This window comes from Pseudomonas sp. IPO3774 (assembly GCF_013386835.1).
GTDB lineage: Bacteria > Pseudomonadota > Gammaproteobacteria > Pseudomonadales > Pseudomonadaceae > Aquipseudomonas.
Map to the genome: position 1 here is coordinate 82061 of NZ_JACAQY010000048.1, position 17687 is coordinate 99747.

The following is a 17687-nucleotide window of genomic DNA, read 5'->3' on the forward strand; positions in this document are numbered from 1 at the left end:
TCCTTCGAAAACCCCGCACCTGAGCGGTCGGGGGAGACTCATTTAATGTGGCTGACAGCCATCTGATCATTATTACGCAAAAAGTTGCGTGTGCCTTTGATCTATTACTGATTGCAACAGTCGGTCAGGGACGGCACTCTGTATGCATAAACAGTGGTTGATCCAGTGCCTGACATGTCCAATCCCCTAGAAGATCCGCTCTATTACCTGCATAACTTCCGCCAAGTGCTCGCCTGGCTGGGGCAGCGTTATGCCGATTTGCTGGCCCCGGACGAAGAGCATTTCATTCAGCAATTTGACAGCTTGCCGCAGGCTTCCCAGGCGTTACTGGTACGCATGGTGATGCGCAAGGGCGCGCATTTCCGGGCGGGCAAGCTCAACTATGTCGAGATCGGCGCGGTACACGAGGCGGTTGTGCCTTTGCTGGAACAGGGTTGGGTGACGGATCAATGCCTGTTGTCGTTCGCCGAGTTGTTCGGCCTGTTGCAGAAAGCGGAAATCCTGGCGGCGTTCAAACCCTGGATCGAGCAACCCAAGGCCAGGAAGGCTGACTGGCTGGAAACGCTGTCAACGCAGTTTTGTGACCTGCGTCACTTCCAGCACTGGTGCCCGGACCTGGCCGATCAGCTTTACAGCCTCACCGTGATGGAACTGTGCGACCGCCTGCGCCTGATGTTCTTCGGTAATCTCTATCAGGACTGGTCGGAATTTGTGTTGGCGGACCTGGGGATCTTTACCTACGAGAAAGTCGAATTCTGCGCCGAATCCCGCGGTTTGCGCAGCCGTGACGATGTGCACGGCTTCCTGTTCCTGCATCAGTGCCAGCAGGCCTTTGAAGCGGGCGAGGCACTCGATGGCGTGCTGGAACAAATCGCTACCTTGCACACCGACAACCCCTGGCTGGAGAAACGTCGAGCCAAGCTGTTGTTCCAGGTGGGCCAGTATTGTGAGCGCAGCGCCGAGTTGGCCCTGGCGGAAGCTATCTACCGGGGCTGCACCTATCCGGGCGCACGGGCGCGGCTGATCCGGGTGCTGGAGCGCCAGGAGGATTTTGCCCAGGCGATGGGGCTGGCCCGTGAGGCGCAACAGGCCCCGGAAAGCGCTGCCGAACAGCAGCACTTGCTGCGCGTGATACCCAGGCTGCGACGCAAGCTCGGCGAGCCGGCGCTGCCCAAGGCAAAACCTCGCGAGATCGTGCGCCTGGACCTCGAACTGCCGGCTCCGGAACCGATGATGTCGGTGGAGTATTGCGTACAGGCGCACCTCAGCGACCATGGTGCACCCGTGCATTACGTCGAGAACAGCCTGATCAATTCGCTGTTTGGCCTGCTGTGCTGGCCGGCGATTTTCGCGCCGTTGCCGGGGTCGTTTTTCCACCCGTTCCAGCGCGGGCCGGTAGACCTGCACAGCGAGGATTTTCATCTGCGGCGCGCCGAGCTGTTCGCCGAGTGCCTGGGCCAACTGGACGATGGGCGCTACAAGCACACCATTCGCCAGCGTTATGTAGACAAATGGGGCATCCAGTCACCCTTCGTGTTCTGGAACGTGCTCAGCGAAGAACTGCTCGATCAGGCCCTCGACTGCCTGCCTGCGGCGCACCTGCGCCACTGGTTCGAACGCCTGCTGCTGGATATCCGCGCCAACCGCGCCGGCATGCCCGACCTGATCCAGTTCTGGCCCGAAGAAAAAACCTACCGCATGATCGAAGTCAAAGGCCCCGGTGATCGCCTGCAGGACAACCAGCTGCGCTGGCTGGAGTTCTGCGGCGAACACCAGATGCCCGTCACTGTGTGTTATGTGCGCTGGGCGGGGCAGGCCGCTTGAGCTACAGCGTTGCGGTGCGTGCGTTATGTGAATTCACCGCCAAGGTCGGCGACCTCGACCTGCGCTTTACCCCGTCTCCCAGTGCCCAGGAAGGGATTGTCGGCCACCGCACCGTGGCCTCGCGGCGCAGCGCCCATTACCAGAATGAAGTCGCGCTGGAGGGCGAATACCAGCAGTTGAAAGTCCGGGGCAGGGCGGATGGCTACGACCCGGACCGCAACCAGCTGGAAGAGGTGAAAACCTATCGCGGCGACCTGGACAAACAACCGGCCAACCACCGGCAACTGCACTGGGCCCAGGTCAAGGTCTACGGCTGGTTGATGTGCCAGAAGCTCGGGTTGTCGGAGATTGTCCTGGCGCTGGTGTACTTCGACATTGTTGGCGAGCATGAGACGCTGCTCAGCCAACGGTTTCAGGCTGATGACCTGCAGGCATTCTTCGTGCAGCAATGCGCCCTGTTCCTCGGCTGGGCCGAACAGGAAATACACCAGCGCGAAGCCCGCAATGCCGCAGCGGTTACCCTGGGCTTTCCCCATGCGGCGTTTCGCCCAGGCCAGCGCGCCCTGGCGGAAACGGTCTACAAGGCAGTCAGCACCGGCCGCTGCCTGATGGCCCAGGCGCCTACCGGGATTGGCAAGACCGTCGGCACGATTTTCCCGATGCTCAAGGCCATGGCGCCACAACAGCTGGACAGGGTGTTCTTCCTGACCGCCAAGACCCCGGGCCGCAAACTCGCGCTGGATGCGGCGCAGGTGCTGTATGACAGCAGCCCCGATCTGCCATTGCGGGTGCTGGAGCTGGTGGCGCGGGACAAGGCCTGCGAACACCTGGACAAAGCCTGCCACGGCGACTCCTGCCCACTGGCGAAGGGTTTTTATGACCGCTTGCCGGCGGCCCGCGAAGCCGCTTCCCGCGTGCGCCTGCTGGACCAGCGCAACCTGCGGGAAGTCGCCTTGGCCCATGACGTCTGCCCCTATTACCTGAGCCAGGAAATGGCACGCTGGGCCGACGTGGTGGTCGCCGACTACAACTATTACTTCGACTTCGGCGCCATGCTGTTCGGCCTGGCCCAGCTCAACCAGTGGCGTGTCGCGGTGCTGGTGGACGAAGCCCACAACCTGGTGGAGCGTGGCCGCTCGATGTACAGCGCGGCCCTCGACCAGTACACGCTCAAGACCCTGCGCGAGATCGCACCCGAGCCGCTGAAAAAGCCGCTCCAGCGCCTGAACCGTGAGTGGAATGCCCTGCACAAGGAGCAAGTGGCGCCTTATCAGGCCTACGCCCAGAAACCCGACAAACTGCTGCAGGCGCTGAGCCTGTGCACCAGCGCCATGGGTGAATATTTCAACGACCATCCCGAAGCACTCAATGGCGAACTGCAAGCCTTCTACTTCGAGGCGTTGCAGTTTGCCAAGGTCGCCGAGCTGTTCAACGAACACTTCATTTTCGACATCAGCAAACGCGAACTCAGCGGCAAGCGCAGTTCATCAAACCTGTGCCTGCGCAACGTGGTGCCCGCCGAATTCATTCGGCCCCGGCTGACAGCGGCCCGCAGCAGCGTGTTGTTTTCCGCAACACTGAGCCCGCGGCACTACTACGCGGACTTGCTGGGAATGCCGCCCGACACGGCCTGGGTGGATGTGGAATCACCGTTCAAGGCCGAGCAGCTGCGGGTGCGTATCGTCGACCGGATCTCCACCCGGTTTGTGCATCGCCAGGCGTCCCTGGAGCCCATCGTCGAGCTGATTGCAGCGCAGTTTGCCCAGGCGCCGGGCAACTACCTGGCGTTTTTCAGCAGTTTTGATTATCTGCAGCAAGTGGCGCATTTGCTTGCCGAGCGGCACCCGCGCATCCCGCTGTGGCAGCAGTCACGGGGCATGGCCGAGGCTGAACGCCAGGCATTTCTCGACCAGTTCACCCAGCACAGCCAGGGCATCGGGTTTGCCGTGCTTGGCGGCGCATTCGGCGAAGGCATCGACCTGCCGGGGACCCGCCTGATCGGCGCGTTTATCGCTACCCTGGGCCTGGCGCAACTCAACCCGGTGAACGAGCAGCTCAAGCTGCGGATGGGCGCGATTTTCGGCGCCGGTTATGACTACACCTACCTTTATCCGGGCATCCAGAAGGTGGTGCAAGCCGCGGGCCGGGTGATCCGCAGCCAGCAGGACCGAGGGGTGGTAATGCTGATTGATGACCGGTTTGGCGAAGCGCGGGTGCGGCAGTTATTACCGCGCTGGTGGTCGATCACTGCGGCGGATACACCGCATCCCGCAACTGGTGGGTGAACTGGCCGGACATGCCTTCGTAAGCCGTATTGGTCAGTGCCACCACCGTAAGCTTCTGCTGCGGGTCGACAAACCAGCTGTGACCGTAGGCGCCGCCCCATTCAAAGGTGCCCCGGGATTGCGGTGTGCCTGTCAACGCCGGGTCATCCAGCACCGCCCAGCCATAACCGAACCCCCAACCCGGGTCCTGGGTTTGCGCCTTGGCGCCGACCGAATCGGTGACCATCAACTGCACGCTGTGTGCCGACAGGATCGGAGCGCCGCCCCGGCGAATGGTTTCCAGGAACCGCGCAATATCACCTGCCGTCCCGGCCATGCCTGCGCCGCCGGAAGGGTAGGACTGGGGATCGAGAATCCGCCGCACATCAAACAGCGCGGTGCTGTTGCCCGAGGTGATCGTGGCCTTGTCGACCATGCGCAACGGCTGTGGCGAGCCATCCTGATAGGCGGCGGACAGGCGTTTTATATCCGTCACGGAAAACCCGGTATCGCTTAGCCCCAGTGGTTCGGTCACCGAGTCGCGGAGCAATGCCGGCAGGCTCTGGCCGGACGCCTTTTCCAGCACCGCACCCAGCACATCGGTGGCCATCGAATACTGCCAGCGGGTACCCGGCGGGTAACTCAAGGGCACGCTGGCGATGCGCTTCAGGTTCTCGGCAAAGCTGATTTCCGGCTCGCCCAAACCATCGGAAACCCCGGCGGTGCGGTAGGGTCCGTGCGGGCTTTCCAGAAATCCATAGCTCAGGCCGGCTGTGTGGTTAAGCAACTGGCTGACGGTGATCACCGGGATGGTGCCATCCGCCAGCTTGGGATTGAAGTCGGGCAGCCAGCGGCTGACCGGATCGTCCAGGCCCAAGCGACCTTGTTCCACCAGGTGCATCGCGGCGGCGGATACCAGCGGTTTGGTCACCGATGCCAGGCGAAAGATCGTGTCCTCTGTCATCGGGCGCCCGTCTTCGCGGTCCGCCAAGCCGGCAGCACGGTGATAAACCAGCTGCCCGTCCCGCAGCACCATCACCACGGTGCCCACCAGGCGATTGTCGGCAATGGCGCTGTCGACCACCGCATCCACGCGCTTGGCGAGCAGTGGGTCGTGGCTGTCGGCGCAGGCGAGGGTGGCGCAAAGGGAGGCGGCAAGGGGCACGAGGTATCTGGCAGGAGGCTGCATGGTTCAGGTCGCTCATTGGCAGTGCATGACTGCCAAATATGAACGCTGGGGTCCCGGACTACAACGTGACATTGCACAACTGCTGACTCACTGCCCATAAGCGTTCGGCCTGCTCCGGGTCGACAGCCCAGGGCCATACGCCGTTACGGCTGGTGTCATCCTGCGACGAAGCGGCCACATCGCAATCTTCGCAGTAGAGTCCGCCCATGCCCTCCAGTTGCGGGCTGACAGCGCACCACACCGAGGTCGCGGCGCCTTGCTCGGGGCTCTTGTAGTGACTGGCGCGGCGGATATTGCCGTGCTCATCCAGTGCGCCGACGAATGCCAGGTCGTCCTTGTCCAGGTAGCGGATCAAGTCGGTGAGGATTTCCCCCGGGTGCACGGAAAATGCGCGTACACCCTCCGCTTTACCTCGTCGGTCCAGTGCTACCGCGAACAGTGCGTTGGCGGTTTTTGATTGGCCGTAGGCGAGCCACTTGTCATAGGGGCGGTGTTCAAATTGCGGGTCATCGAAATGCACAGGGCTGAGACGATGGCCGAGGGATGATACCGAAACCACTCGCGCGCCATTAGCCTCACGCAGCGCCGGCCACAACCGCGCGGTTAGCTGGAAGTGGCCCAGGTGGTTGGTGGCGAACTGCGCTTCGAAACCTCGCGTATCCCGTTGCAGTGGTGTGGCCATGATTCCGGCGCTATTGATCAGAAGGTTCAATGCCCGGTCGCTGGCGAGGAAGTTTTCGGCAAAACGGTCGATGGAAATCGGGTCGAGTAAATCCAGGCTGGCGTGTTCAACACCGATGATGCCCGAGAGGTTGCGTTCGGCCTTTTCAGGATCCCGCGCGGGAACGATCACCTGCGCACCCGCGTCGACCAACACGCGAACCGTTTCCAGGCCAATGCCGGAGTAGCCACCGGTGACAATCACCGTCTTGCCTCGCAAATCGCTGCCCGCCAAGGCTTGCTGGGCGGTAGTGCCGGCATCGAAGCCGCTGCCAATTGGGGTTTGTTTGTCAGCCATGAAAGATCTCCTTATGGGAGGCCTAGAGTCTCTCGCTGGAGCCCGGACGCGGAATGCCCTAGAGTCCGTGTTTCTGTCGCGATCGTCCGGAGCTTTTATGGATACCCTTTCCGATGTGCTGGCACTGTTAAAAAGCCATCGCTCGACCTTCGCCGGCCTGAAGGCTGGGGGCACCTGGGCCATTGACTTTGCGGCGCCGGATGGCATCAAGTTCAACGCGGTGGTGGAGGGTAGTTGCTGGCTGGAAGTGGAAGGGCTGGCAGTACCGATACGCTTGTATGAGGGAGATTGTTTCCTGTTGACCCAGGCACGCCCGTGGAGGCTGTCCAGCAATCTGTGCCCTGAAGGACTCGATGCACGTGAGGTGTATGCCGATGCGGTGGGAGGCATCGCCACGGTGGGTGCCACGGTGGATCTGTTCTTGATCGGCGGACGATTTATCTACGGGGACGACGCCCGACTGTTGCTGGACAGCCTGCCGCCGGTGTTGCGGGTGAGTGCCAACTCCGAACAGGCCGCCGTGTTGCGTTGGTGCCTGGATCGCCTGGCCCGGGAATACGCCAGCCCGTTACAAGGCGCGGCGCTGATGACCGAGCATTTGGCGCAAATGATGCTGGTGCAAATCCTGCGGCTCTATCAATCTTCCATGGGCACCCATACCACCGGCTGGCTGGGAGCCTTGACGGATCCAAGGCTGGCCCCGGTGCTGCGGGAAATTCACGCAGCACCCGCCCGGCGCTGGACATTGAGTGAAATGGCCGGCGTGGCGAGTCAATCCCGCTCCACCTTCGCCTTGCACTTCAAGCAACGGGTAGGGCTGGCACCGCAGGAATACCTGACCCGCTGGCGTATGCACCTGGCGGTACAGGCCTTGAAAGCCAGCGACAACAGCGTGTCCACGATCGGCCAGTCCCTGGGTTATCAGTCAGACAGCGCTTTCAGCAATGCTTTCAAGCGCGTGATGGCTTGTTCTCCCCGGGAATACCGCGAGCGAACCCCACACAAGGAACCCAGTGATGAGCGAAATCCAGCAGCAGAAGGTCAAGGTCAACGGCATTGAGTTGAACGTGCACATCGCCGGCCCCGAGAGCGGCCCGCCGGTGTGGTTGCTGCATGGGTTTCCCGAGTGCTGGCACTCCTGGCGCGAGCAGATTCCGGCGCTGGTGGCCCAGGGTTATCGGGTGTTTGTCCCGGAAATGCGCGGCTATGGACAATCCAGCGCGCCGCCGGAAGTGGTCGACTATGACCTGCTGACCCTGTGCGCCGATATCCAGGGAGCCATGGACCTGTTCGGGCATCGCCGGGTCGTCATGATTGGCCATGACTGGGGCGCCGTGGTGGCCTGGCACCTGGCGTTGCTCGAGCCAGAGCGCGTCAGCCAGCTGGTGACGATGTCGGTACCGTTCGCCGGACGCTCCCGCAGGCCGGTGATCGAGATCATGCGCGAACTGTACGCCGATCGCTTCAATTACATTCTGTACTTCCAGGCCCCGGGTGTGGCTGAAAAGGAACTGGATGCCGATATCGAGCGGACATTACGGCTGTTCATGCAGGACCAGGACGTTTTCCTGCAGAAGAAACCCGCCAGCGCGAAGCTGCTGGAAGGTGTGCCGCTGCCGGCCAAGCTCCCGGCCTGGTGCAGCCAGCAGGACCTCGACGTGTATGTTCAGACCTTCGCCAATGACGGCTTTCGCGGCCCGTTGAACTGGTACCGCAACTTCGAACGCAACTGGCAGCGCACCGAGTTCCTCGCCGGCAGGCAGGTGCTGCAGCCGACGCTGTTCCTGATCGGTGACCGCGACCCGGTCGGCGTGTTCGAAGCCCACACCCTCAAGCGCATGCCCGACGTCGTGCCGAACCTGCAACAAAGCGTCCTGGCCAACTGCGGCCACTGGATTCAGAGCGAGCAGGGGCCCAAGGTCAACGAACTGCTGCTCGGGTTTCTAGGGCGAACGTGAACGTCGCGCCGCGTCGTGGCACATCGATCAGGCGGATTTCCTGACCGTGCAGTTGCAGGATCCGGTGCACGATGCGCAAGCCCAGGCCGCCATCGCGTCGAGCCCCGCCAATGGTGAAGGCGCGCAGGAACAGACCTTCGCGCAGATCCGCCGAAATCCCGGGGCCGCTGTCGCTCACCGTGACTTCAACAAAACCGGACTTGGGGGCCAGGGTCACTTCAACTTCGCCATTGGGCGGGGTATGGCGCAGGGCGTTATCCAGCAGGTTGGTGAGTACCCGTTCGATCAGGCCCAGGTCGGCCAATACGGTTGGCACCACCGGTGGCAGGCTGGCGGTGAGGGTGATCGCCCGGGCTTCCGCGGTCAGTTCGAACTTCTGGAAAATATCCTGCACCAGGTCGGGTAACGAAAAGCCTTCGATGACCGGCTGCACAAACCCGTGTTCCAGGCGTACCAGTTCCAGCAGCGACTGGGCCAGCCCGCCGACCTTGCGGCTCTGGTCGAGGGCGATGCCCAGGTAACGCCGGCGTTCCTGCGGGGTCAGGCTGGCGTCTTTCAGGGACAGGGTTTCCAGGTAGCCATGCAAGGAGGCCAGCGGTGTGCGCAGGTCATGGGAAATATTCGCGACCATCTCCCGGCGTTCCTGCTCTTGATGGGTGATGGCGCGCCACTGTTCACCCAGGCGGTTCTCCATCTGCACGAAGGCGTGGTCGAGCACGGCGATTTCATCCTGGCTGGCAACCTCGGGCGCCACGGCCTGCGGGACTTTCGGTGCGCCGTTGATATCGAACTGGCCGACCTTCTCGGTCAGTTGCCGCAAGGGCCGGGTGATCCAGGCGAACGCGGTCAAACCCGCGAGCAAGCACAACAATGCCACCAGGGCGATGGACCACAGGGCGATGTTCAGTGCCATGCCGGTGGCATCCCGGGCGTCGAACACATCATGGGCTTCGCCCAGCAGCACTACATACAGGTAGCCGGCCTGCTGGCCGTTGACCCGCAGCGGCGCGGCGCTGAACACCTTGAGGCCGTCGACGCTGCGCGGGTCGTCGCCGAGGATCGGCAGCATCGCGCCGCTGAGGAAACGGCGCACCGGTTCCAGGTTGACCTGGTCGCGGCGCAGGTGGCCGCTGGGCGCAGCGTTGCCGACCACGCGCCCGTTAATGTCCAGCAGGTACACCTCGACACTCGGGTTTACCAGCATCAACTGGCTGAACAGGTTGCGCACCGCGTCCGGCTTGAGACCGTCGGCGTCCATCAACTGCGTATCCCGGGCGATGTGCGCGGCGAGGTCGCGGGACAGGCCTTGCACCACTTCCAGTTCATGCATGTGGTTGGAGCGCACTTGCAGCCAGGCCGACGTGCCGCTGCAAATCAGCAGCAACAGCGCGAACACCAGGGACAGGCGCTGGGTAAGGGTCAGCCTCATGCCGATTGCTCGGCAAACTTGTAGCCACGGCCCCACACCGTGAGGATGCGCGCCGGGTTGGCCGGATCGGCCTCGACCTTGGCCCGCAGGCGGTTGATATGGGTATTGACGGTGTGTTCGTAACCTTCGTGGCTGTAGCCCCACACGGCGTTGAGCAGGTCCATGCGCGAGAATACCTTGCCCGGTTGGCGGGCGAAAAAGTACAGCAGGTCGAATTCCCGGGGCGTGAGGTCCAGCCGCTGGCCTTGCAGGGTGGCGTCACGGGTCAGCGGGTTGATGAACAACTGGCCGAGGTCGAGGCTGCCGGCGTCCATCTTCAAGTTGCGCGCCATGGCGTCGACCCGGCGCAGCAGCGCCTTGACCCGCGCCACCAGCTCCGGCATGGAAAACGGCTTGGCCAGGTAGTCATCCGCTCCCAGTTCCAGGCCGAGGATGCGATGCAACTCGCTGGAGCGGGCACTGGTGATAATGATCGGCGTGTAGCGCGTCATCGCCCGGGCCCGCCGGCAGATCTCCAGGCCGTCGACGCCGGGCAGCATCAGGTCCAGGATCAACGCATCCCAGCCGCCTTGCTCCAGCAGGCGCAGGCCTTCGTCACCATCGGCACTGTGAACCACCTCGAACTGCTCGTCCCGCAGGTGCAGGCAGATCAAATCGGCAATATGGGCATCGTCCTCGACCACCAGGACACGTTTGGGCTGATCCATTGATAGAAACCTGTCTTCTTGATTCGCGCATTGTGCGGCTTTTGCAACAGTGTAGTTATCACGAATTGTTTAACTCTGCGTGAGGATTCCGCGACCACCCCGGGCCTAACCTTACTCATCGCAACGGCAAAAGTACGCCCCCCCTCGCCACAGTTTGTTTATCAGCCATAGGGGCTTCGCCAGCCATCCGCACTTGTGTGAGGAGCAACTCATGTATTCACGTCGACAGATCCTGCTCGCCGGCGGCGGCCTCGGCCTCGCGGTAATCGCCGGTGGCCTGCTGCAAAAAATCAACGCCGGCCCCGCCCTGATCGCCGAAGCCGAAGCCGCCGAAAATTTCGAAGTCAGCCACACCGACGCCGAATGGCGCACCCTGTTGACCGCCGAGCAGTACGCGATCCTGCGGGAGGAGGGCACCGAACGCCCCTACAGCAGCGCCCTTAACAGTGAACACCGCAACGGCACCTTCGCCTGCGCCGGTTGCGCTTTGCCCCTGTACGCCTCAGCCACCAAATTCGAAAGCCACACCGGCTGGCCCAGCTTCTGGCAACCCCTGGAAAACGCCGTGGCCAGCCACGTCGACACCTCCTTCGGCGTGGTACGCAAGGAAATCCACTGCCGCCGCTGCGGCGGTCATCAGGGCCACGTGTTCGATGACGGCCCGGCACCCACCGGCCTGCGCTACTGCATGAACGGCGCAGCCATGACGTTCACCGCGACTTAATTCAATGTCTTCCTATAAGGGTCTACCCCATGTGGCTTTTGGTTCTCGCATATCTGGGCGGCGTGCTGACGATTGTCAGTCCCTGCATCCTGCCGGTTCTGCCTTTTGTCTTCGCTCGCACCGGGCAGCCGTTTTTGCGCAGTGGCTTGCCGCTGCTGCTGGGGATGGCGATGACCTTCGCCCTGGTCGCCTCGCTCGCGGCGGTGGGCGGCGGTTGGGTGGTGCAAGTCAATCAGTACGGTCGCTGGCTCGCGTTGCTGTTTGTTGCGCTATTCGGGCTGACGCTGCTGCTGCCAAGCCTGTCCGAGCGCCTGACCCGGCCGCTGGTGGCCGCGGGCAGTCGCCTGTCGGAAGCCGCCGGGGCCGATTCGCGGCCGCGTCCGGGCGCATCGTTCCTGATCGGCGTGGCCACCGGGCTGCTGTGGGCGCCGTGCGCCGGGCCCATCCTCGGGCTGGTGCTGACGGGCGCCGCGCTGCAGGGCGCCAGTATCGGCACTACCTTGCTCTTGCTGGCCTACGCGGCAGGGGCTGCCACCTCCCTGGCCTTGGCGCTGCTGGTCGGCGGTAAAGTCTTCGGTTTCATGAAGCGTTCGCTGGGCGCTGGTGAATGGCTGCGTCGTGGGCTCGGCGCCCTGATGTTGGCCGGTGTGGCGGCCATCGCCCTGGGCCTGGACACCGGCATCCTGGCGCGCCTGTCGACGGCGTCAACCGGTGGCCTGGAACAAAGCCTGGTGGAAAAACTCAGCGCCAAGCCTGAACAGAAGAGCGGGGCGATGATGGCCGGCGGCGCGATGATGGCCGCCAACCACAGTGACACGCTGCCAGTGGAAAGCCAGTTGCCGCCGCTGGACGGTGCCGTGCAATGGCTCAACTCCGAGCCACTGACTGCCGAGGCGTTGAAAGGCAAGGTGGTGCTGGTGGATTTCTGGACCTACTCCTGCATCAACTGCCTGCGCACCTTGCCGTACGTCAAGGCCTGGGCCGAGAAATACCGCGACCAGGGCCTGGTGGTGATCGGTGTGCACGCTCCGGAATTCGCCTTCGAACGCGACGTGAACAACGTCACCAAGGCCATGAAGGACCTGGGCATCACTTACCCGGTGGCCATCGACAACAACTACAAGATCTGGCGCGCCTTCAACAACCAGTACTGGCCGGCGCATTACTTTGCCGATGCCAAGGGCCAGATCCGCTATCACCATTTTGGCGAGGGTGACTACGCCGAGTCCGAACGAGTGATCCAGCAACTGCTGCGTGAGGCAGGCGCTACCAAGGTGGCGGGCGGCTTGATCGAAGCCGATGCCAAGGGCATCCAGGCCGCACCGGACATGAACGAAGTGCAGTCGCCGGAAACCTACCTGGGCTTCCAGCGCGCCGAGAACTTCGTGACCACCGGCACCCTGGGCACCGACAAGGTGGTGAACTACCCGGCAGCCGGCAACCTGGCCTTGAACAACTGGACCCTGGAAGGCCCATGGAACGTCGGCGGCCAGCAAGCCACCCTCGCAGCGGCCAACGGCAAGATCGTCTACCGCTTCCACGCCCGTGACCTGCACCTGGTGCTGGGCCCGGGCGCCGACGGCAAGCCGGTGCGCTTCAAGGTCAGCATCGACGGCCAGGCGCCGGGGGATGCCCACGGCACCGACGTCGCACCGGATGGCAGCGGCACCGTGACCGAACAACGCTTGTATCAACTGGTGCGCCAGCCGGGCGCGGTCAAGGACCGGACCTTCACCATCGAGTTCCTGGACCCGCAAGTGGCGGCCTATGCCTTCACCTTCGGCTAACCCATAGCGAAATTTTGCATGGTTAACCCGATCAATGTAGGAGCTGGCTTGTCGGGTCGCCGCATCGCTGCGATAGCGATGTTGAATTCACCACCTCAATCGCAGGCAAGCCAGCTCCCACAGTTGACCGCATTTATCCTGATGTTTCGGAGTGACTGAGATGAAACTGCTTAAGTACTTACCGGCCCTGGCATTCGCCGCCTTTGTCGGCCACAGCTCGGCGTTCTCCTTCGGCCCGTCCGACGACGCCGTGGCCATCGCGCCGCCGGCCATGGACCTGGCGGCAGACGCGAACAACCTGCAAACCGCGGTCTTCGCCGGCGGCTGCTTCTGGGGCGTGCAGGGTGTGTTCCAGCATGTACAAGGGGTGAGAAACGCCGTCTCCGGCTATGACGGCGGCGCGGCGAGCACCGCGCAGTACGAAAGCGTCAGCGGCGGCGACACCGGCCACGCCGAGTCCGTCGCCGTGACCTACGACCCGAGCAAGGTCAGCTACGGCAAGCTGCTGCAGATCTACTTCTCGGTCGCTCACAACCCCACGGAACTCAACCGCCAGGGCCCGGACAGCGGCACCCAGTACCGCTCGGCGATCTTTGCCCAGAACGCCGAACAGCAAAAAGTCGCCCAGGCCTACATCGCCCAGCTCGACGCCGCGAAAGCCTTCGACAAGCCGATCGTGACCAAGATCGAGATGGGCAAAGCCTTCTACCCGGCGGAGTCCTATCACCAGGACTTCCTGACCGAAAACCCGTCGTACCCCTACATCGTGATCAACGACCTGCCAAAGGTGGCCCAGCTGAAAAAATTGTTCCCTGAGCAGTACCGCGCAGAACCGGTACTGGTGAAAAACCAGTAGACCTATGATCGTTCCCACTCTCGACGCTCGTTCCCACGCAGGACGATCGTTCCCACGCTCTGCGTGGGAACGCCGCCAGGGCGCTCTGCGTCCGCTCTTGAAGTCGTGACGCGGAGCGTCACCGGATTCATTCCCACGCGGAGCGTGGGAACGATCAGCGTGGGAACGATTATCAGACGACTTCAAGGTAGGAGCTATGAATCGCCCGCGCCAACTCCCGCACGGTGTCGATAAAATCCGTCAACCGGCTATGCAGCCCATCCTCCAGAATCTCATCAATCCCTGTATACCTCAGCCGCGCCTCAAACTCCGCCGCCAAACGCTGGGCCGTACGCCCATAACTCCCCGGCAGGTCCGCCAGGATATGGCTCAACTCCTCGATACACGCATGCAACGAGCGCGGCACATCACTGCGCAACAGCAACAACTCCGACACCGACCGCGCATTCAGCGCATTCGGGTACAGCTCGGTATACGCCTCAAACGACGACAGCGCCCGCAACAACGCGCTCCACTGGTAATACCCGCGTGCCGAAAGGTCGCTGACTTCCTCGGACTCTTCCCCAAACATTTCATACCGCGCGTCCAGCAACCGCAACGTGTTATCCGCCCGCTCGACAAACGTCCCCAGCCGAATAAACCGATACGCATCGTTACGCATGATCGTCCCGGACGTCGCCCCACGAAACAGGTGCGAGCGCTGTTTCACCCAGTCACAAAAGTGGCTGATGCCATGCCGCGCCAACCCGCCGGCCGCAATACTGCGCATCTCCAGCCAGGTGGCGTTGAGGTTTTCCCACATATCAGCCGTGATCCGTCCCCGCACCGCATGGGCATTACCCCGTGCAGCCCGCAGGCAGTTGTAGATACTGGCGGGGTTTTCCTCGTCGAGGGCGAAGAAGTGCAGCATGCGCTCGGCGTCCAGTTGCTGATGGCGCTCAAGGTAACTGTCCAGGGTGCCGCTGCTGAGCAGCGACATGGCCAACTCGTCCAGCCCGTCACTGCGCCCGGCCTGGGGCATCAACGACAGTGAATAACTGACTTCGAGCATGCGAGCCAGGTTCTCGGCACGCTCCAGGTAACGGGACATCCAATACAGATCTGCGGCGGTTCTACTCAGCATATTCAGCCCTCCACCACCCAGGTGTCCTTGGTTCCGCCGCCTTGCGACGAGTTGACGATCAATGAGCCTTCGCGCAGCGCCACGCGGGTCAAGCCACCGGGTACCAGGCGGGTTTCCTTGCCCGAGAGCACGAACGGCCGCAGGTCGATATGCCGCGGCGCGATGCCGTTTTCGACAAAGGTCGGGCAGGTGGACAGGCTCAAGGTCGGTTGGGCGATGTAAGCGTGGGGTCGGGCCTTGATGCGTTGCCGGAAGTCCTCGATCTCGGCCGCGCTGGACGCCGGGCCCACCAGCATGCCGTAGCCGCCGGAACCCTGGGTTTCCTTGACCACCAGTTCCGGCAGGTGCGCCAGTACGTGGGACAGCTCATCCGGCTTGCGGCACTGGAAGGTCGGCACGTTTTGCAGGACCGGCTCTTCATCCAGGTAGAACCGGATCATTTCCGGCACGTACGGGTAGATCGACTTGTCGTCCGCCACGCCGGTGCCTATCGCATTCGCCAGCACTACGTTGCCCGCGCAGTACGCCGCGACCAGGCCGGGCACGCCGAGCATCGAATCGGGGTTGAAAGCCTGCGGATCGAGGAAGGCATCGTCGATGCGGCGGTAGATCACATCCACGGCCTTGGGGCCGTCGGTGGTACGCATGAACACCTTGAGGTCGTGCACGAACAGGTCGGCGCCTTCCACCAGCTCCACGCCCATTTCCCGGGCCAGGAATGCATGCTCGAAGAACGCGCTGTTAAACCGGCCCGGCGTCAGCACCACCACATTCGGGTTGTCCAGGCGGCTGGAGCTTTTCAGGGTCTTGAGCAGCAGGTTGGGATAGTGGTCCACCGGGGCGATGCGTTGCTTGGCGAACACCTCGGGGAACAGGCGCATCATCATCTTGCGGTCTTCGAGCATGTAGCTCACGCCGCTGGGGGTACGCAGGTTGTCTTCGAGCACGTAGTAGGTGCCGTCGCCATCGCGCACCAGGTCGACCCCGGAGATGTGCGAGTAGATATCGCGGTGCAGGTCCAGGCCGACCATGGCTTTCTGGTATCCCTCGTTGCCCAGCACCTGATCGGCGGGAATGATCCCGGCCTTGATGATGCGTTGGTCGTGGTAGATGTCGGCAAGGAACATGTTCAGCGCATTCACCCGCTGGATACAGCCACGCTCGATGACACTCCACTCACTGGCGGGGATGCTGCGGGGGATGATATCGAAGGGGATCAGGCGCTCGGTGTCTTGCTCGTCGCCATACAGGGTGAAGGTGATCCCCGCGCGGTGAAACAGCAGGTCGGCTTCACGGCGGCGCTGGGCCAGCAGTTCTGGCGGCGTGTTGGCCAGCCAGCGGGAGAATTCCTGATAATGCGCACGGCAAACGCCTTGTGCGTCATTCATTTCATCAAAGAAAGATCGAGCCATTCCAATTACCTTGTCAGTGCCGGGACTAACTGCGCTTTGGCACTGCCGCTTTAGAAAACGTATTTTTTTATGAGCCCGTGGCTGATGGTGCCAGCAGGCCTGGTCCTTACTTTCTTTTGGGGTGGGCTCTGGGTCGGGGGGTAACGATTGCTCCTGTATCCGGGCAGATAAAGGACTAAAGCAATGCCTGTGCCATCCACCTTGTGGCGAGGGAGCTTGCTCCCGCTGGGCTGCGCAGCGGCCCCAAAAAGGAATCAGACCGCTGCGCACCGGAGCGCTGTCCCGGTCCAGCGGCACCAAGCTCCCGCGCCACCGATGCGGCCCTATCGCCTCAAAACGGTGCACTGATTACTTGAACTTTGCACCAGCCCGGTTCTTCTAAACTGCTTCAAATGCCAGCACGGAGCACGGATGTGCCCAGAATCATCTCACCCGACACCCCGGAATCGAGCCTGACCGACCACAGCGAACACAACGCTAAGATTTTCGGTTCGCCCAAGGACCGTCTCGACTTTTACCGGCGTGAAATCCAGTACGAAACCAGCATCCTGGCCAACCGCACCGACGCCTACCTCACGGCTCAGTCATTCCTGGTGATCGCCTTCGTGTCCGGCATGGGCAACCTGAACCCCGAATGGGGCAAGCTGTTCACCCTGGTGGTGCCCGTGTTCCTGGCGACCCTGGGCATTCTCAGTTCCCTCAACGCCTGGCCGGGGATTCGGGCGGCCTACGAAATCATCGACCACTGGCATTACAAGCAGAGCGAACTGCTGCGCAGCGAGCCGGTGATGGGCCTGGCCTACGATGAGTCGCCACTGTTCAGTGAGATGGAGTCGTCCCACAAGGGCTATCGCAAGTCGCTGTTGTTCTCGATGCGCGCGCCCTGGCTGTTCATGGTGTTCTGGGTGATGCTGGGGGCCTACGCGTTTTACATCCAGGTGGACAATCCCGGCTCATAAGCAATTGGAACTTCACCGACCCGCACGGGACCTTACCTTTACGCAGTCTGCGTTTTCCAACAGAGGTGAGCCATGAGCACAGACAACGACCCGCAAACCAGCAACCGTAACGATCCCGCCATCGACCGCGGCGAACCGGCCCCCGGCACCGCGGCCGACGCGCCGAAAGACCCCAAGCCTGCCAGCGACCCCAAGGCCAAGGAAAACGACTACAGTCCAGATTTCAAGCCCGAGCGCGAGCCCAAGCCTGAAACCGATGCCGATATCGATACCCAAGGCGGTTAGAGGAGACGGTGATGTCAGTTGAAATAGACGAAGACGATGAACTCAATGACCCGGGCAACGAAGACCCGGGTTCATTGATGGATGATGCCGAAGTACCGCTTAACGACCTGGATGATGCCGCTGACGTCGGCAACACTGAAAACCAGGAGTAG

General features: G+C 62.3%; 16 protein-coding genes. 10 read left to right on the forward strand and 6 right to left on the reverse strand.

The genetic code is table 11. The features are described 5' to 3' along the window. Window positions 1-174: 174 nt before the first annotated feature. Both HYE77_RS24190 and HYE77_RS24195 read left to right on the forward strand, forming a co-directional pair. The gene (locus tag HYE77_RS24190) at window positions 175-1824 is read left to right on the forward strand and encodes a VRR-NUC domain-containing protein (protein ID WP_177069568.1); all 1650 of its coding nucleotides are present in this window, start codon (window positions 175-177) and stop codon (window positions 1822-1824) included. Beyond that, window positions 1821-4109, forward strand: coding sequence for an ATP-dependent DNA helicase (locus tag HYE77_RS24195; protein ID WP_177069570.1), 2289 nt, complete (start codon window positions 1821-1823; stop codon window positions 4107-4109). The genes HYE77_RS24190 and HYE77_RS24195 overlap by 4 nt, the downstream gene beginning before the upstream one ends. Here HYE77_RS24195 and HYE77_RS24200 read toward each other — a convergent pair. Together HYE77_RS24200 and HYE77_RS24205 are read right to left on the reverse strand one after the other, a co-directional pair. After that, on the reverse strand, window positions 4069-5277 hold the full coding sequence (locus tag HYE77_RS24200) for a serine hydrolase (protein WP_177069572.1): 1209 nt from the start codon (window positions 5275-5277) through the stop codon (window positions 4069-4071). The genes HYE77_RS24195 and HYE77_RS24200 overlap by 41 nt on opposite strands. 58 nt (window positions 5278-5335) lie before the next feature. Beyond that, window positions 5336-6295 (reverse strand): oxidoreductase, encoded by a 960-nt coding sequence (locus HYE77_RS24205; protein ID WP_102369111.1) that lies wholly within the window; start codon window positions 6293-6295, stop codon window positions 5336-5338. A 97-nt stretch (window positions 6296-6392) separates the two neighbouring features. On the opposite strand from HYE77_RS24205, the gene HYE77_RS24210 reads away from it, so the two are divergent. Continuing rightward, window positions 6393-7355: an AraC family transcriptional regulator gene (locus HYE77_RS24210; RefSeq protein ID WP_177056037.1), complete on the forward strand. Its 963-nt coding sequence runs from the start codon at window positions 6393-6395 to the stop codon at window positions 7353-7355. Then, window positions 7312-8253, forward strand: coding sequence for an alpha/beta fold hydrolase (locus HYE77_RS24215; RefSeq protein ID WP_177069573.1), 942 nt, complete (start codon window positions 7312-7314; stop codon window positions 8251-8253). Before HYE77_RS24210 ends, HYE77_RS24215 begins: the two co-directional genes overlap by 44 nt. Here HYE77_RS24215 and HYE77_RS24220 read toward each other — a convergent pair. Beyond that, window positions 8216-9682, reverse strand: coding sequence for a HAMP domain-containing sensor histidine kinase (locus tag HYE77_RS24220; protein WP_177069575.1), 1467 nt, complete (start codon window positions 9680-9682; stop codon window positions 8216-8218). The two genes, HYE77_RS24215 and HYE77_RS24220, sit on opposite strands and share 38 nt — an antisense overlap. Continuing rightward, on the reverse strand, window positions 9679-10389 hold the full coding sequence (locus tag HYE77_RS24225) for a response regulator transcription factor (protein ID WP_003217086.1): 711 nt from the start codon (window positions 10387-10389) through the stop codon (window positions 9679-9681). The genes HYE77_RS24220 and HYE77_RS24225 overlap by 4 nt, the downstream gene beginning before the upstream one ends. A gap of 211 nt (window positions 10390-10600) precedes the next feature. Between HYE77_RS24225 and msrB the strand changes: the two genes are divergently transcribed. The 3 genes from msrB (at window position 10601) to msrA (ending at window position 13756) form a co-directional block, all read left to right on the forward strand. Further along, window positions 10601-11113: a peptide-methionine (R)-S-oxide reductase MsrB gene (msrB, locus tag HYE77_RS24230; RefSeq protein WP_177010013.1), complete on the forward strand. Its 513-nt coding sequence runs from the start codon at window positions 10601-10603 to the stop codon at window positions 11111-11113. Window positions 11114-11142: 29 nt separating this feature from the next. Then, on the forward strand, window positions 11143-12900 hold the full coding sequence (locus HYE77_RS24235; protein ID WP_177069577.1) for a cytochrome c biogenesis protein DipZ: 1758 nt from the start codon (window positions 11143-11145) through the stop codon (window positions 12898-12900). 160 nt (window positions 12901-13060) lie between these two features. Beyond that, entirely contained in the window at window positions 13061-13756 is a 696-nt protein-coding gene (gene msrA / locus HYE77_RS24240; RefSeq protein ID WP_177069579.1) for a peptide-methionine (S)-S-oxide reductase MsrA, read from the forward strand. A 172-nt stretch (window positions 13757-13928) separates the two neighbouring features. On the opposite strand, the gene HYE77_RS24245 is transcribed toward msrA, so the two are convergent. Continuing rightward, the gene (locus tag HYE77_RS24245) at window positions 13929-14879 is read right to left on the reverse strand and encodes an alpha-E domain-containing protein (protein WP_003217078.1); all 951 of its coding nucleotides are present in this window, start codon (window positions 14877-14879) and stop codon (window positions 13929-13931) included. A gap of 2 nt (window positions 14880-14881) precedes the next feature. Further along, window positions 14882-16291, reverse strand: a complete 1410-nt coding sequence (locus tag HYE77_RS24250) for a circularly permuted type 2 ATP-grasp protein (RefSeq protein ID WP_003217076.1) — start codon at window positions 16289-16291, stop codon at window positions 14882-14884. 413 nt (window positions 16292-16704) lie between these two features. Between HYE77_RS24250 and HYE77_RS24255 the strand changes: the two genes are divergently transcribed. The 3 genes from HYE77_RS24255 to HYE77_RS24265 all read left to right on the forward strand — a co-directional run bounded on the left by HYE77_RS24255 (window position 16705) and on the right by HYE77_RS24265 (window position 17687). Next, the gene (locus HYE77_RS24255) at window positions 16705-17250 is read left to right on the forward strand and encodes a hypothetical protein (protein ID WP_003217074.1); all 546 of its coding nucleotides are present in this window, start codon (window positions 16705-16707) and stop codon (window positions 17248-17250) included. 72 nt (window positions 17251-17322) lie between these two features. Further along, on the forward strand, window positions 17323-17535 hold the full coding sequence (locus HYE77_RS24260; protein ID WP_003217072.1) for a hypothetical protein: 213 nt from the start codon (window positions 17323-17325) through the stop codon (window positions 17533-17535). A gap of 11 nt (window positions 17536-17546) precedes the next feature. Beyond that, window positions 17547-17687, forward strand: coding sequence for a hypothetical protein (locus HYE77_RS24265; RefSeq protein ID WP_003217070.1), 141 nt, complete (start codon window positions 17547-17549; stop codon window positions 17685-17687).